The organism is Nonomuraea sp. NPDC001636 (genome assembly GCF_040298265.1).
Taxonomy (GTDB): domain Bacteria; phylum Actinomycetota; class Actinomycetes; order Streptosporangiales; family Streptosporangiaceae; genus Nonomuraea.
Genome location: NZ_JBEOZT010000014.1, coordinates 117,100 through 131,828, shown reverse-complemented (window position 1 = coordinate 131,828; position 14,729 = coordinate 117,100). Strand labels below are relative to the sequence as shown.

16 protein-coding genes are annotated in these 14,729 nt (G+C 70.8%); 9 read left to right on the top strand and 7 right to left on the bottom strand.

Translation table 11 applies throughout. The features are described from left to right. Window positions 1-11 precede the first annotated feature (11 nt). Window positions 12-503 (bottom strand): HEAT repeat domain-containing protein, encoded by a 492-nt coding sequence (locus tag ABT158_RS25665; protein ID WP_352321385.1) that lies wholly within the window; start codon window positions 501-503, stop codon window positions 12-14. Window positions 504-606: 103 nt separating this feature from the next. Between ABT158_RS25665 and ABT158_RS25660 the strand changes: the two genes are divergently transcribed. Next, window positions 607-1,797, top strand: a complete 1,191-nt coding sequence (locus ABT158_RS25660; RefSeq protein ID WP_352357436.1) for a MarP family serine protease — start codon at window positions 607-609, stop codon at window positions 1,795-1,797. On the opposite strand, the gene ABT158_RS25655 is transcribed toward ABT158_RS25660, so the two are convergent. The 4 genes from ABT158_RS25655 to acs all read right to left on the bottom strand — a co-directional run bounded on the left by ABT158_RS25655 (window position 1,794) and on the right by acs (window position 5,761). Further along, complete coding sequence (locus tag ABT158_RS25655; protein ID WP_352357434.1) at window positions 1,794-2,237, bottom strand: DUF309 domain-containing protein; 444 nt, start codon at window positions 2,235-2,237, stop codon at window positions 1,794-1,796. The genes ABT158_RS25660 and ABT158_RS25655 overlap by 4 nt on opposite strands. A 16-nt stretch (window positions 2,238-2,253) precedes the next feature. Further along, the gene (locus ABT158_RS25650) at window positions 2,254-3,171 is read right to left on the bottom strand and encodes an alpha/beta fold hydrolase (RefSeq protein WP_352357432.1); all 918 of its coding nucleotides are present in this window, start codon (window positions 3,169-3,171) and stop codon (window positions 2,254-2,256) included. After that, window positions 3,161-3,601, bottom strand: coding sequence for a phage holin family protein (locus ABT158_RS25645; protein ID WP_352321392.1), 441 nt, complete (start codon window positions 3,599-3,601; stop codon window positions 3,161-3,163). Before ABT158_RS25645 ends, ABT158_RS25650 begins: the two co-directional genes overlap by 11 nt. A 186-nt stretch (window positions 3,602-3,787) precedes the next feature. Next, entirely contained in the window at window positions 3,788-5,761 is a 1,974-nt protein-coding gene (gene acs / locus ABT158_RS25640; protein WP_352357430.1) for an acetate--CoA ligase, read from the bottom strand. 418 nt (window positions 5,762-6,179) lie between these two features. Here acs and ABT158_RS25635 point away from each other — a divergent pair, with 418 nt between their 5' ends. The 8 genes from ABT158_RS25635 (at window position 6,180) to ABT158_RS25600 (ending at window position 13,171) form a co-directional block, all read left to right on the top strand. Next, entirely contained in the window at window positions 6,180-6,959 is a 780-nt protein-coding gene (locus ABT158_RS25635; RefSeq protein ID WP_352357428.1) for a Fic family protein, read from the top strand. A gap of 732 nt (window positions 6,960-7,691) precedes the next feature. Further along, a complete protein-coding gene (ssd, locus tag ABT158_RS25630) occupies window positions 7,692-8,732 on the top strand; it encodes a septum site-determining protein Ssd (protein ID WP_352357426.1) in 1,041 nt (346 codons plus the stop codon). Then, on the top strand, window positions 8,729-9,892 hold the full coding sequence (locus tag ABT158_RS25625) for a TadA family conjugal transfer-associated ATPase (protein ID WP_352357424.1): 1,164 nt from the start codon (window positions 8,729-8,731) through the stop codon (window positions 9,890-9,892). Before ssd ends, ABT158_RS25625 begins: the two co-directional genes overlap by 4 nt. Window positions 9,893-9,905: 13 nt before the next feature. Then, window positions 9,906-10,619 (top strand): type II secretion system F family protein, encoded by a 714-nt coding sequence (locus ABT158_RS25620; RefSeq protein ID WP_352357422.1) that lies wholly within the window; start codon window positions 9,906-9,908, stop codon window positions 10,617-10,619. Between the two features lie 478 nt (window positions 10,620-11,097). Further along, the gene (locus tag ABT158_RS25615; RefSeq protein ID WP_352357420.1) at window positions 11,098-11,658 is read left to right on the top strand and encodes a type II secretion system F family protein; all 561 of its coding nucleotides are present in this window, start codon (window positions 11,098-11,100) and stop codon (window positions 11,656-11,658) included. Window positions 11,659-11,822: 164 nt separating this feature from the next. Further along, complete coding sequence (locus ABT158_RS25610; RefSeq protein ID WP_352357418.1) at window positions 11,823-12,203, top strand: DUF4244 domain-containing protein; 381 nt, start codon at window positions 11,823-11,825, stop codon at window positions 12,201-12,203. Beyond that, window positions 12,200-12,580, top strand: coding sequence for a TadE family type IV pilus minor pilin (locus tag ABT158_RS25605; protein WP_352357416.1), 381 nt, complete (start codon window positions 12,200-12,202; stop codon window positions 12,578-12,580). Before ABT158_RS25610 ends, ABT158_RS25605 begins: the two co-directional genes overlap by 4 nt. Before the next feature lie 177 nt (window positions 12,581-12,757). Then, complete coding sequence (locus ABT158_RS25600; RefSeq protein WP_352357414.1) at window positions 12,758-13,171, top strand: Rv3654c family TadE-like protein; 414 nt, start codon at window positions 12,758-12,760, stop codon at window positions 13,169-13,171. Window positions 13,172-13,448: 277 nt separating this feature from the next. On the opposite strand, the gene ABT158_RS25595 is transcribed toward ABT158_RS25600, so the two are convergent. Then, window positions 13,449-14,312 carry an NAD(P)H-binding protein gene (locus ABT158_RS25595; RefSeq protein WP_352357412.1) on the bottom strand — a complete coding sequence of 288 codons (864 nt, stop codon included), beginning with the start codon at window positions 14,310-14,312 and terminating at the stop codon, window positions 13,449-13,451. Further along, window positions 14,299-14,667, bottom strand: a complete 369-nt coding sequence (locus ABT158_RS25590; RefSeq protein ID WP_352357410.1) for a VOC family protein — start codon at window positions 14,665-14,667, stop codon at window positions 14,299-14,301. Before ABT158_RS25590 ends, ABT158_RS25595 begins: the two co-directional genes overlap by 14 nt. Window positions 14,668-14,729 lie beyond the last annotated feature (62 nt).

The following is a 14,729-nucleotide window of genomic DNA, read 5'->3' as shown; positions in this document are numbered from 1 at the left end:
GGACGCCGGGGTCACTCCGGGGCTCTGAGCGAGACGCCCAGTGAGGCCCAGTCGGCCACGTCGGCGTCGTCGTCGGCGGCCAGGGTGCGCAGCATCTCCAGGCCGGCCCGGTCCGGCGGATCGCCGAGCACGTGCTGCAGCGCGTACGCCGCCCCGTACCGCACCCTCGCGTCGCCGTGACAGGCCAGGTCGATCACCGAAGGCAGCGAGCGGGGGTCGGCCAGGTGGCCGAAGGCGATCAGCACGGAGTACAGGACCATGGCGTCGTCCTCGCTGGCGGCCAGGTAGCGCAGGACCGGCAGCGTACGGTCCACGAACGGCCGCAACATGCCCATGATGTCCACCCCGAGCAGCCGCTCGGCCACGTTGTCCGCAGCGCACAGGCGGCGTGCCTCGATGAACGACTCCAGGTCGGCCCGCTGGCGCAGCTGGCAGATCACGTGCCAGCGCAGCGGGCCGTCCGGATCGGTGTCGCTGAGAGCTGCCTGGATGAGATCGCGCACTGTTCCCTCGGCCGGCGGCATACCGCTCAAGATAGCCAGGCGGGTGACGCCGTCCTGGCGGAAGACGTGCACACTTGACCGTATCGCTGGTTACCTTTGAAGCGTGCGCGGTGATCTGCTTGACCTCATATTGATCGGCCTCGTGATCGCCTTCGGCGTATCCGGCTACCGACAGGGCTTCATCATCGGCGCGATGAGCTTCGTGGGGTTCGTGGGCGGCGCCGTGCTCGGCATCTTCATCGCTCCGCCGATCGCCAAGGCCGTCGTCGACGGCGACACCCCGCAGGCGCTGCTGGCGATCGTGATCGTCTTCCTGGCCGCCACGATCGGCCAGTTCGCCTCCTCCACGGTCGGCGCGGTCGTGCGCAGCCACGTGACGTGGGAGCCGGCCAAGATGGCCGACGCGGTGGGCGGCACGTTCGCCAGCGCGCTGTCCGTGCTGGTGATCGCCTGGCTGATCGGGTCGCTGATCGTCTCCACGACGTTCACCCCGCTGGTCGACCAGGTCAAGAACTCCGCGCTGCTGACCACCGTCGACGACGCGATCCCGCAGGCCGCGCGCAACTGGCAGCAGCCGTTCAAGAAGTTCGTCGACAGGTCGGAGTTCCCGCCCGTCTTCGACGCGATCGGCGCCGACACGCTCATCGACGTGCCGCCGCCCGCGCAGAGCATCCTCCAGGGCGCCAAGCTGGGCCGGGCCCAGCGGGCCATCGTCAAGGTCCAGGGCAACGCCGAGAGCTGCAACAAGCACATCGAGGGCACCGGCTTCGTCTACGCCGACGGCCGGATCATGACCAACGCCCACGTCGTCGCGGGCGTCACCCGCGACCTTGAGGTCATCGACTACAAGAACGTGCGCCACCCGGCCAAGGTCGTGCGCTACAACCCCCAGCGCGACATCGCGATCCTCTACGTGCCCGGCCTCGACCTGCCGCAGCTCAGCTTCGAGGCCGACGGCAAGCGCGGCGCCAACGCGATCATCGCCGGCTTCCCCAGGGGCAAGGGCTTCACCGCCGAGCCGGCCCGCATCGGCGGCCGCCTCGACGCCGAGGGTCCCGACATCTACCACGGCAGCAACGTCCGGCGGAAGGTCTACGCGATCCGCGGCAAGGTGCTGCCGGGCAACTCCGGCGGCCCGCTGCTCACCGTCGACGGCCGCGTCTACGGCGTGATCTTCGCCGCCGCGGTCAGCGAGAAGGACACCGGATACGTGCTGACCGCCGAGGAGGTCGCGCCCGACGCCGGCCAGGGCAGGAACGACACCTCCGCGGCCAGCACCCAGGAGTGCGACTAGCCGGGCAGCTCCCCCAGGACCAGGGCGATCGCCTCGACGGGGTCGCTGTCCTGGGTCAGGCCGGTGACCGCCCTGCCGACGGCGTCGTAGTCGCCGCCGTACGCCTGCGCCCTGGCCGCGCCGCGGCTGAACAGGGTGACCGCGCCGCGGCCGTTGCCGCGCTGGAGGTGCGTCAGGCCGACGCAGATCTGCGCGAGCCCCTGCCACAGCTCGCGCTCCTCCTCGGGCGCGCACTTCCAGCGGCCCTCGAAGACCTCGTGCGCGTTGAACGGCAGCCCCTCGGCCAGGAAACGCCGCGCGTCGGCGAGCGCCTGCTCGGCGGTGGGGGCGTAGTCGTCGGGGACCCGGTCGACGCCGGGCGAGCCGTAGGGGAGCGGCCTGCCGTACGCGTCGCGTGGCCTGGCGTTGCGCGGCTTGCCCTGGGGGTCGCGGTCTCTCATCGCTCGGGGGGCTTCCTCATCGGTCGGGCTCGGGGTCGGCCAGCCAGCCGAGCAGCTCGGTGTCGAACACGTCGGGGATCTCTTCGTGGGGGAAATGGCCCGCGCCCTCGAACAGCCGCCAGCGGTAGGGGGCGGCGACGTACCGGCTGGAGCCCTGGGCGGTGCGCGGCAGCACGCACGGGTCGAGCGCGCCGTGCAGGTGCAGCGTCGGCGCCTCGATCTCGGTACGCATGACCCTGGCGTAGCGGCGGCCGTCGGGCCGGAGCTGGGAACGGCCGAACCAGCGGTGGTACTCCAGCGCCGAGTGGGCCACGGCGGGGATCCGGAACGCCTCCCGGTAGGTGCGCGCGGTCTCGGCGTCGGGCCAGCCGGGCGCCGACCAGCCCGCCAGGATCCGGCCGACCAGGGCGGCGTCATGCCGGGTGAGCCAGCGTTCGGGCAGCAGCGGGAGCTGGTAGCCGAGCGCGTGCCGGCCGGCCCTGAACTGGGCGGGGTCGGTCACCAGCGCGTTGCGCAGCCGCAGCGGGTGCGGCGCCGAGACCACGACCAGCCGGCGCACGCACTTGGGGTCGAGCACGGCCATCGTCCAGGCCAGCAGGCCGCCCCAGTCGTGCCCGACGACGACCGCGCCGGTCTCGCCCAGCGCGCGGATCAGCCCGGTGGCGTCGGCGGCCAGGGTGGGCAGGTCGTAGCCGCGCGGCGGCTTGTCGCTGCCGCCGTAGCCGCGCAGGTCGGCGGCGACCGCCCGGAAACCGGCGCGGGCGAGGGAGGTGAGCTGGTTGCGCCAGGTCCACCAGAACTGCGGGAACCCGTGCAGCAGCAGGACCAGCGGCCCCTCACCGGCCTCCACGACGTGGAAGCGGGTGCCGCCGGCGTGCACGGCCCGGTGTGTCCACGGGCCGTCGATCTGGACGACCGACTCGTCAGGTGCCATCACGACTCACCGGCTGGCCCTCGGGGCTGGGCACGGGAAGCGGCTGCTCCTCCGGCGTCGCGATCTCCTTGAGGCCCTTGATCGATCTGGCGGTGCGCTTCATCCCGGCCAGGCCCTTCAGCCTGCGCACGCCGACCAGCACCAGCAGGCCCGCGGCCACCAGGTAGAAGACGGTCACGATGAGGAAGGCCAGCCAGTTGGGCAGCCACTGGGCCAGCACGTACGCGATGGTGAACGAGGCCAGGATCAGGCACAGGTGGGCCATGAACGCGGCGGCGGCGAACAGGCCCGCGGCCATGCCCACGCGCTTGGCGTCGAACTTGAACTCGGCCTTGGCCAGCTCGATCTCGGAGCGGACGAGGTCGGAGATATGGCTGCTGGCCTGGGCGACCAGCGAGCCCAGGGATTCTTCCTCGGGAGTCTGCGGCATGAACGTCTCCTATCGAGGCCTGGTGGCCGTGTCAAACATCCCGTACGGACGGCTGGGCGCCACCGAACACGCCGAGGACGCTGCTTCTCACAGAACTACCCGATCGCCCACGATAACGCCGTCCGGTGGAGACAGCTGAGGCGCATGCCCGGTTCGGGCATGCGCCTCAGCTGACTTACGGCCTGATCAGTCCTCGGACTTGGCCGCGGGCAGCTTGTCGGAGATGAGGTTCATCACCGTGCTGTCGGCCAGCGTGGTGACGTCGCCGATGCTGCGGTTCTCGGCCACGTCGCGCAGGAGGCGGCGCATGATCTTGCCGGAGCGGGTCTTCGGCAGCTCGGGCACGACCAGGATCTGCCGCGGCTTGGCGATCGGGCCGAGCGTCCTGGCCACGTGGTCACGCAGCTCGGCGGCGATGTCGTCGCTCTCCTCGGCGCTGCCGCGCAGGATCACGAACGACACGATGGCCTGGCCGGTCACCGGGTCGGTGGCGCCCACCACGGCCGCCTCGGCGACCTTGGGGTGGCTGACCAGCGCGCTCTCCACCTCGGTGGTGGAGATGTTGTGGCCGGAGACGAGCATGACGTCGTCGACGCGGCCGAGCAGCCACAGGTCGCCGTCCTCGTCCTTCTTCGCGCCGTCGCCGGGGAAGTACATGCCCTCGAAGCGCGACCAGTACGTGTCGATGTAGCGCTGGTCGTCGCCCCAGATCGTGCGCAGCATGGAGGGCCACGGCTCGCGCACCACGAGGAAGCCGCCGCCGCCGTCGGGCACGCTGTTGCCCTGGTCGTCGACCACGTCGGCGCTGATGCCCGGCAGCGGCCGCATCGCCGCGCCCGGCTTGGCCGAGGTGACGCCCGGCAGCGGGCTGATCATGATCGCGCCGGTCTCCGTCTGCCACCAGGTGTCCACGACCGGGCAGCGGTCGTGGCCGATGTTCTCCCGGTACCAGACGTAGGCCTCGGGGTTGATCGGCTCGCCGACCGAGCCCAGGACGCGCAGGCTGGACATGTCGAACTTGGCGGGGATGTCGTCGCCCCACTTCATGAACGTCCGGATCGCCGTGGGGGCGGTGTAGAGGATCGTGACCTTGTACTTCTGCACGATCTCCCAGAACCGGCCGCGGTGCGGGGTGTCCGGGGTGCCCTCGTAGATGACGCTGGTCGCGCCGTTGGCGAGGGGGCCGTAGACGATGTAGGAGTGGCCGGTGACCCAGCCGATGTCGGCCGTGCACCAGTAGATGTCGGTCTCGGGCTTGAGGTCGAAGACCGCGTGGTGCGTCCAGGCCGTCTGGGTGAGGTAGCCGCCGGTCGTGTGCAGGATGCCCTTGGGCTTACCGGTGGTGCCGCTGGTGTAGAGGATGTACAGCGGGTCCTCGGCGTCGTGGGGCTCGGCGGTGTGCTGGTCGCTCTGGCGCTCGACCAGGTCGTGCCACCACACGTCCTTCTCGCCCACCGCGACGTCCTGGCCGGTACGCCGTACGACGAGCACGTTCTCCACCTGCGGGCACTCGGCGACGGCCTCGTCCACGGTGGGCTTGAGGGCGCTCGGCTTGCCGCGGCGGTAGCCGCCGTCGGCCGTGATCACGAGCTTGGCGTCGGCGTCGTCGATGCGGCTCTTGAGCGCGCCGGCGGAGAAGCCGCCGAACACCACCGAGTGGATCGCGCCGATGCGGGCGCAGGCCAGCATCGCGATCGGCAGCTCGGGGATCATCGGCATGTAGATGGCCACCCGGTCGCCCTTGCCCACGCCGAGCTCCCGCAGGGCGTTGGCGGCCTTGCTGACCTCGGTCTTGAGGTCGTTGTAGGTGAGCGTGCGGCTGTCGCCCTCGGGCTCGCCCTCCCAGTGGTAGGCGACCTTGTCGCCGCGTCCCTCCTCGACGTGCCGGTCGACGCAGTTGTAGGCGACGTTGAGCTCGCCGCCGACGAACCACTTGGCGAACGGCGCGTTCCACTCCAGCGTCGTGTCCCACCGCCTGGCCCAGGTCAGCCGCTCGGCCGCGCGCTCCCAGAAGGCGAGACGGTCGGCGTCGGCCTCGGCGTAGGCGGCGGCGGTCACGTTCGCGGCCGCGGCCAGCTCAGCCGGTGGTGCGAACCGGCGGTTCTCCTGCAGCAGGTTGGACAGCGCCTGGGTCTCGTTGCCAGGGGTCTCCGGGGCCACTTCGTGCTCCTTCTATGGCCAGGTTGGATAGGTCGGGTCCCACTTCACCAGCTCACGGCCTCCCCACACAAGAGGTCTAGACAGGTCTGTACCGATTCGCGTGGGTGGTCGCATGATTATCAGCTCGCATGACAAACGCAATTGAACTGTTGTCATCCTGAAATCAGGAGAATATGCGGTTCGGCGTGGCGGGAAAAAGCGGGGGTCGCCGTAGCGCCTAATCCGGCGGCGGTCCGGTCCATGGCGGGGGCGGCGTGGCGCCTCATATGGCGGTGATCGTGCTCCCCGGCGGGGCACGGCGTGGCGCCTTTTGCGGCGGGGAGTGTGGTCCCTGGCGGGGCACGGCGTGATGCCTTTTGCGGCGGGGGGGTGTGGTCCCTGGCGGCGCATGGTGTACCCGCCGGTAAGGTCGGTTTTCGTGAGTGACCCATTGGCCGTCGTCGCGCGGTTCCCAGGCGTGTCCGAGGCGGTTGACGAGGCGCGTCAGGCCGTCGACCGGCTCTATCGGCATCGCGTCCTGCGCCGGGCGAGCCCGGCGGTGTCCACCGAGTCGTCCCTGCGCGGCGCGCGGGCCTCGGCCGCGCTCGAGGGCGCCGACGTGCCGCTGGACGCGCTGCGCCGCGACGAGGTGCACGACCCGCTGGTCCAGGGAGCGCTGCGGGCGTCCGCGGAGATGGGCCGGCTCGGGCCCACCTGGCGGAAGGCCCCGAGGCAGGTGCTGGCCCGCCTGCACACCGTCGCCGCCGCGGGGCTCGCCGACCAGCCCGCATTGGGACGTCCCCGTACGGACGACTCCGCCCCCGACCCGCTCGGGCTCGGCCCCGCGCCGGGCGCCGCGGAGACCGCGACGCGGATGGAGGCACTGCTCCGGCTGCTGGAGGGGGCGGGCAAGGCGCCCGCGATCGTGCTGGCCGCCGTGGTGCACGCCGAGCTGGCGGTGCTGCGTCCGTTCGGTACGTGCGACGGCGTCGTGGCGCGCTCCGCGGAGCGGCTGACCCTGGTCGAGTACGGGCTCGACCCGAAATCGCTGGTCGTCGTGGAGATCGGGCACCTGGAGCTGCCGTACGCGGAGGCGCTGCGGGCGTACCTGACCGGGACCCCGGAGGGCGTCGGCCAGTGGGTACAACACTGTGCCTCGGCGGTAAGCCTGGGGGTACGGGAGACGACCGCGATCTGCGAAGCGATGCAGCGGGGCTGACGGACGGGCTGGTCACATAGCTGACGGCGTCTCGTCAGAGACGCCGTCCGCCTGTGCATCACACCGGGTTACCAAGCGTGCACCTCAATCCGTCGGAGCGGGTCAAGCCCGCCACGACGCGCCTCCCGCGGCTGGTCGCACGTGGGTGCCCGGCTGATGCACCCGGACAAGTGGTCCGTAACACCTTTCTACGTCGGATCCCCCCTGATGGGAACCCCTTGGAGCAAGAGCTTTACCGAGCCGTGGAGCGGCCGGGAGGGTCCCGTTGCGGCGCCCGCGAACGCCAACCCGTTATCTACCTGTGACGATTACGGACAGTGATCGCCTTTATGTGATTGTTATGGGACGGCGAAAAAACTTGGCGAAAATGCCAGATTACTGCTCGACGAAACTCGAGTGGATCGGGCAGCATACGGGGGTATCGCCCGAAACTGGAGCGACTGTGTGAGGGATTGCTTTGCAAGTCTCTTGCCATGCTCCGGTGAAGTGATGAAAGCTTTCTTCTGAAACGGGACCGGCTCTACCCCCCCGGAGCCGGACCGATCAGGCGACCCCCGCTCTCCCCCCCGGCGGGGGTCGCCCTTTTTCCGCCCCAGGTCGGGCTCGGCTCACCGGTTGTCCACAGGCGGCCCGCGTCTCCGCGCCGCCGTCCCCAGAATCCCGTTCGCCCTCTCGCGACGTCCGTCCTCCCCGGCAGGGTTGGCCTCCCACGCCCCCGCAAGAGGAGGACCCGTGCACCGCCCCCTGGTCATCACCGAGGACCACGACCTCCTCGACGACCTGGTCCGCATCGCGGCCGCCGCCGGCGCCCAGCTCGACGTCGCCCACACCCCCGCCGGCGCGCGCCCTTACTGGAACCTCGCCCCCATGGTCGCCGTCGGCCCCGACCAGGCCGACGCCCTCTCCGCCACCTCGCCGCCCGCCCGCGACCAGGTGCTGCTGGTGACCCGCGCCGCCGACGACCCCGACACGTGGCGAAAATGCGTGGCGGTGGGCGCCCAGGCCGTCGTCCGCCTCCCCGGTGACGAACGCCACCTGGTGGAACGCTTCGCCGACGCCATGGAGCCCGAGCCCCGGTCCGGCGCGGTGACCTGCGTCATCGGAGGCCACGGCGGGGCGGGCGCGAGCGTGGTCGCCGCCTGCCTGGCCCTGCGCGCCTCGGGCGACCGCCTCCGTACGCTGCTGATCGACGCCGACCCGCTGGGCGGCGGCATCGACGCGCTGCTCGGCCACGAGGAGTCGGCGGGCGCCCGCTGGGGCGACCTGGTGGCGCGGGAGGGAAGGATCAGCTCCAGCGCCCTGCAGGCGGCGCTCCCGTCGTTCGGCGACCTCGCCGTCCTGTCCTTCCACCGTGGCGAGGTGGCCGCGATCCCGTCCCAGGCCATGCGCTCGGTCCTGGAAGCCGGCCGGCGCGGCTTCGACCTGATCGTCGTCGACCTGCCGCGCCATCTCGACCCGGCCGCCGTGGAAGCACTCACCAGGGCGACCACGACCCTGACGGTCACCACGGCAGACCTGCGCGGCATCCTGTCCACCGTCCAGGTCCTGGGCGAGCTGCGCAAACACACCTCCGACGTGCGGGCCGTCCTCCGTCCCGGCGTCCTCGACGAGGAGACGGCCGCGGCGTCCCTCGGCATCCCCGTCGCCGCCCACCTGCCCGACCATCCGAGGCTCACCGCCACCCTCAACCGCGGCGAGCTGCCCGGGCTCGGCCCGCGCACGGTTCTCGGCACCCTCTGCGCCGCCCTCCTCCGCGACCTGCTTCCGGCATGAGCGCCGCTGAGGAGGTCTCGCCGGAGCTCGTGGAGGCCGTCCGGGTCCGCCTGGCGCGTGCCGGTGTGGAGCCGACGGCGGCCCAGGTGGCCGTGGCGCTCCGGGCCGAACGCTCGGTCTATGGAGACGCCGAGATCCTGGCGGTGGCTCGCGCCCTGTGCGCCGACCTGATCGGCGCCGGCCCGCTGGAGCCGCTCCTGGCCCGTCCCGACGTCACCGACGTCCTGGTCAACGGCCCACGCGAGGTCTGGATCGACGACGGCGGCGGCCTGCGCCGCACCTCCGTCACCTTCACCGACGACGGAGCGGTCCGCCGGCTGGCCCAGCGCCTCGCGGCCGCCGCCGGTCGCCGGCTCGACGACGCATCGCCTTATGTGGACGCGCGGCTGGCCGGCGGCGTCCGGCTGCACGCCGTCCTGCCGCCGATCGCGTCCGGTGGCACCTGCGTGTCGCTGCGCCTGCCGCCGCGCCGCACCTTCACCCTGTCCGACCTGGTGTCGGCCGGCACGATCGCCCCGGCGGCCGTCACGGTGCTGACGGCGATGGTCGACGCCCGCCTCGCCTTCCTCGTCACGGGCGGCACCGGCACGGGCAAGACCACGCTCCTGTCGGCCCTCCTGTCCCAGGCCGACCCGGCCGAACGCCTCCTGCTGGTGGAGGACTCCGCCGAGCTACGTCCTCTGCACCCCCACGTGGTCCGCCTGGAGACCCGTCCGGCCAACCTCGAAGGAGCGGGCGGAGTGGGCCTGCGCGATCTGGTGCGCCAGGCGCTGCGCATGCGTCCCGACCGGCTCGTGGTGGGCGAGGTCAGGGGAGCGGAGGTCGTCGACCTGCTCGCCGCCCTGAACACCGGCCACGAGGGCGGCTGCGGCACGCTGCACGCCAACGCCGCGGCCGACGTGCCACCCCGCCTGGAAGCCCTCGGCTGCGCGGCCGGCCTGACCAGGGAGGCCGTGCACAGCCAGCTGGCCGCGGCCCTCGACGTGGTCGTCCACCTGTCCCGCGCCCGCAGCGACGGCCGAAGGCGCGTTGCCGAGATCTGCCTGCTCTCCAGAACCCCGGCCGGTTTCGTCGAGTCGCTCCCCGCCCTCACCTTCGCCCCGAACGGCGCCTCATACTCCGGCCCCGGCTACGAATCCCTGCTGCGCAGGACATCATGAAGGCCCCCGGCCGATGACCGCCGCGATCGTCTCGGCCCTGTCCACAGCCTGTGCCGTCTGGCTGTGGACCGGCCCCGCCACGCCCGCCCTCCGCCTGCACGCGCTCCTGACCGCTCGCCACCGCCGTCTCCCATGGCAACACCTGCTCCGGGCCACCCTCACCCGCCCCGGCCCCACCCGCCGCGCCGACTCCTGGCGCCGGGCCTCCATAGAGCTGTGCCAGTCGCTCTCGGCCGAGCTCGCCGCGGGCCGCACCCCCGGCGAAGCCCTGACCCGAGCCATCACGGCAGTCGACTTCCCCGACCCCGAAGCCATGCGCCCCGCCCTGGCCGCCGCACGAGACGGCGGCGACGTCTCCGCGGCCCTCACGGCAGCGGCGCCGGCTCAGGGCGGCGAGGGCCTCCGCCGGCTCGCGGCCTGCTGGGACGTCAGCCTCACCGTGGGCGCCGGCATGTCCGCCCTGGTCGAACGCGTCGGCGGCATGCTCCGCGCCGCCCAGGCCCACCGTCAGGACGTCGCCGCCCAACTGGCCGGCCCTCGCACGACAGCTCGGATGCTCGCGGCCCTGCCGGTTCTCGGCCTGGTCATGGCGGGAGCGCTCAACATGCACCCGCTGGGCTTCCTGTTCGGCACCTTGCCGGGCCTGCTCTGCCTCCTGTCCGGCACCGCCCTCGACGCCTGCGGCCTGTGGTGGACCCACCGCATGGCCACCAAGGCCCAACCCTGACCCGCCACGTCCTTGCACACTCCTGTAGGCCGGCACCCAGCGACACCTGTAGCTGGACACTCATGCGAGCCCTGTGGCTCAGCACTCATGCGTGTCCTGTTGGCCAGCACTCCAGGGAAGCCTGTAGGCCCCTGTTTCGGCGAGCCGTCCTCCCTGAGTCGTGTTCATCCCCGCCCGTCCGAGTCGCCCTTGTCCCTGCCTGTCCGAGTGGTGCTCAATCCACGTCCGCCCGAACCACTGGATCCGCCCGATGCTCCCTTTGTTGTCCGCCTTCTGCGCAGCCCTCGCCGTCTTCTTGTGGTCGGCCCCACGTACCCCCGTAGACCGCCTCACCCGCCTCCTGCCCTCGCCCGACCCGCCGTCGAACCCCGCCACCTCTCCGACGGACACCCCCGTCCAGCCCGACTGGCTAGACAAGGAGGACCCCCACCAACGCCGCCCGACCCGCAGAACCGTTACCACCGCCGCCATCACGGGCGTGATCACCGCCCTCCTGGTCGGCGGCCTCCCAGGAATCGCGGTGGCCCTGCTGCTGACCCCGGTGACCGTCCTGATCCTGCACAGGAAGGAGCCCCCGCGGTCCCGCCTGGAGCGCGAGCAGATCACCGCCGATCTCCCCTTCGCCGCCGACCTGATGACCGCCTGCCTTCTCGCCGGACAACCGGTGACCGCCGCCACCGACCTGGCCGCGACCACGATCGGCGGCCCACTCGGTCAGCGTCTGGCGTGGGTGGGTAGCCAACTCCGCCTGGGCGCCGATCCCGAGCCGACCTGGGCAACCCTGGCGAAGGACCCGGCCCTGAGCCAGCTGTCGAGAGCCATGAGCCGGGCCGCGCAGACCGGTGCCCCGCTGGCGGACGTCCTGACCCGCCTGGCCGACGACGCGAGAGACACAGCCAGAGCCGCCTCACTCGCCGCCGCCCGGACCGTGGGCGTGAAAGCGGTCGCCCCGCTGGGCCTGTGCTTCCTGCCGGCCTTCGTCCTGCTGGGCATCATCCCGGTGATCGCCGGCCTCGCGTCCACGATCGTCCTGCCGTGACGTCCTGGGGCGGCGTTGTCCACAGCCTGAGGGCCGACCTGGTGGGCAATCCCCAGAACGCCATTCGGCCTGACGGCGGCTGTGCCTTCTCGGCGAATCTTGGACTCCCGCCGGACAAGACCCGGCTCCGACCACCTGGAGGCACGATGCAAGGTTCCGCCACCATGCCAGGCACCCTCAGCCCCACTCCAGCTCACGCGTACGCCACTTCACCCCGGCCCACCGCCTGCACCGAGCCGGCCACCACCGCGCCGCCCCTCGAAGCCGTCGACTCCTCCCATGTCGAGACGGAAGCCGCCCACACCTCCTCGACCTCCTCCGCACCTCTCGGCGGGCCCACCGGGCAGGGCTCACGCTGGTACCCGGGCAAGTGGATCTCCTGCGCTGTCGCGAACAGAGAGCGCGGCATGTCCACAGCCGAATACGCAGTCGGCACCATCGCGGCCTGCGCCTTCGCCGCACTCCTGTTCAAGGTGGTCAGCAGCCCGGAAGTTCAGGAGATGCTGAAGTCCCTCATAGACCGAGCACTCAAGATGACCGGATGACCCTCCACCAGACGCGGAACGCCGCCACCAGGAAACGGTCGGCATCACGCGGCTCGGTGACGGCCGAGACCGCCGCCATGCTGCCCGCGCTCATGCTCGTCCTGGCAGCCGCGCTCTGGGCCATACAAGCGGTGAACGTCCAACTGGAATGCGTAGACGCAGCCCGAGCAGCAGTGCGCGCGGCAGCCCGGGGCGAGCCGCTGGACCAGGTCCGCGAACTCGCCCGCTCGGCCACCCGCCCGGACGCACACGTAGAGATCACCCGCGACGCAGAATTCACCCACGTAGAGATCGCAGTAGATGTACGACCAGCTTGGGGCGTTTCGCTGCCGGCCGTGCCCGTGTCGGCCTCGGCGACAGCCGCCACAGAACCGTGACGTCACGCAGGTGCCTGCCGAAATGAGATCTGCCAGGAGGACATGAGCCCTCGTGTCCTCCTGGCAGTCGGGGGGCGAAATCTCCAACCCCTACGGCCTCTTCTACCCACAAGAAGAGACAACAACTCCGCGACGCGGCACGGAGATCGTCCGCGCGGAAGGTGAGGAAGCGTCTCAATGCTGGGCGAAGCGATGACCTTCCACCGATCAATCACTCCGAGGACAAGGATGAACAAGCACAAGGAACGAGGGTCGGCGACCTTATGGGGAGTGGCCCTCATGGGGCTCCTGATGGCGGTTGCCGGAGGGTTGGCCTCCGTGGGGGCGGTTCGTGTGGCTCGCCATCGGGTTGACAGCGCGGCCGACCTGAGCGCTCTGGCGGCGGCCAGGGCGGCGATCGTCGATCCGGAGGGCGCTTGCGGCAGGGCGGCCGCGTTGGCCAGAAGGAACGGCGTCCAGCTGGCGGCATGTGAGATCACGGGAGAGATCGCGGATGTCCGGACCTCTTTGTCGATCACCTTGCCGATCGCCGGAGCCCACACCCTTACGGGCAGGTCTCGCGCGGGGCCGGTCACGATGTCACCTGGGTAGCAGCTGGTTGCAGCAGTCGGTCGTCAGGCCACAGCCCTGAGCTTTGGGGGCGCCTGACCGACCGCGACACGTGCAAGCCTCGTGGCATGTCGCGCGAGTCGGGCCACCGGCTGTTCGGGCTGAGACACGCGTGTCGGCACCGTGGCCCACATGCGTGAAGCCTCCGTGGCCGCCCGCTTCGACGTGTTCCGGACTGACGGCGTTGCTCCAGACGCGCTGATCGGGAGAAGGGACGGCGCGAGCCGAGATGCCGACTCGCCTGCGCCGCCCCCGGTGTTCACTCTGCTGTCAGTCCCTCGACCAGGCCGGTAGTTGGCCTGCCGAGGAGTCGAGGAAGATCGTCACCGACCCGAGCGAAAACCCCGGCGGCGATGGTTTCATCGAGACGTGCCAAGAAGCCGGCCAGCTCGCTGTCCATCCCCGAGTTGATGAGCGCTGCCTGCAATTCTTCGGGAGTGACAGGCCGGTAGGTGACCTCGCGCTTCAGGACGACCGACATCGCTTCGGCTATGTCGGCGTAGGTGAAGTTCGTGTCGCCGGAGAGGCTGTAAGTCACATCGTCGTGCCCGTCTGTGGTGACGACGATGGCCAATGCCTCAGCCAGATCCTTCCGGCTGGCCGGTGCAACGACGGCGTCGCCGGTCGCGGCGGCGAGAACGCCGGTGAAGCGGGGGCCTGCCAGCATCTGGATGTAGTTCTCGATGTACCAGGTGTTGCGCAGGATCGTGTACGTCACGCCGGAAGCGATGAGAGCGTCCTCTGTCGCTCTGTGGTCCGCGTTGATCTCGAACCGGTCGTCGTCGGCTCGGACTCCGCTGGTGTAGTAGACGTGTCGGACGTCGGCGTTCTTCGCCGCTTTGATGACCGACTCGTGCTGAGCAAGGCGGTTCGGCTCTCTGCCCGAGATCAACACGATGTCGGAGTGCCTGGCAACCAGCGCTGCGACGCCGGCTGCATCCGACAGGTCGACGGCGGCGGCGCTGAACCCGGCGGAATCAAGTTCCCTGAGGCGTACCTGGTTCCGACCGGCCGCAGTGATCGTTTCGGGGCTGATTCCTCGAGCGACCAGCGCGTCCAGGACGTGGCGACCGAGTGCCCCGGTGGCCCCGAAGACCAGGGTGCTCGCCTCAGGCGCGGTCATGGAGGGTGATCTGGTAGCCGTCGGGGTCGGCGAAGGTGAAGGTGCGGCCGAAGGGGCCGTCGATCGGTGCGGAGACGATGGTGTGACCGTCGGCGACGAGTGCGTCGTGGATGGCCTGGACGTCGGTGGCGTGGAGCCAGATCGCGGCGCCGATGCCGGGCCGGGCAACGGAGGTGAGATCGGTGCCGGGAACGACCTCGCGGAGTGCGAACGCGATCGGCTTCGTCTCGAAGACGACGGCGTGCGGAGGCCCGGCCTGCGAGCGGACGAGGCCGAGGTACTGCTCGTAGAACGCCTGCGAAGCGTCGAGGTCGCGCGCTTGCAGCGAGATGAAGTCGGGGCCGGTGACGGGCATGGTGCTGCTCCTTGTCTTCGTGTCAGTTATCTGACACGTTGCAATGTATGTCAGAATACTGA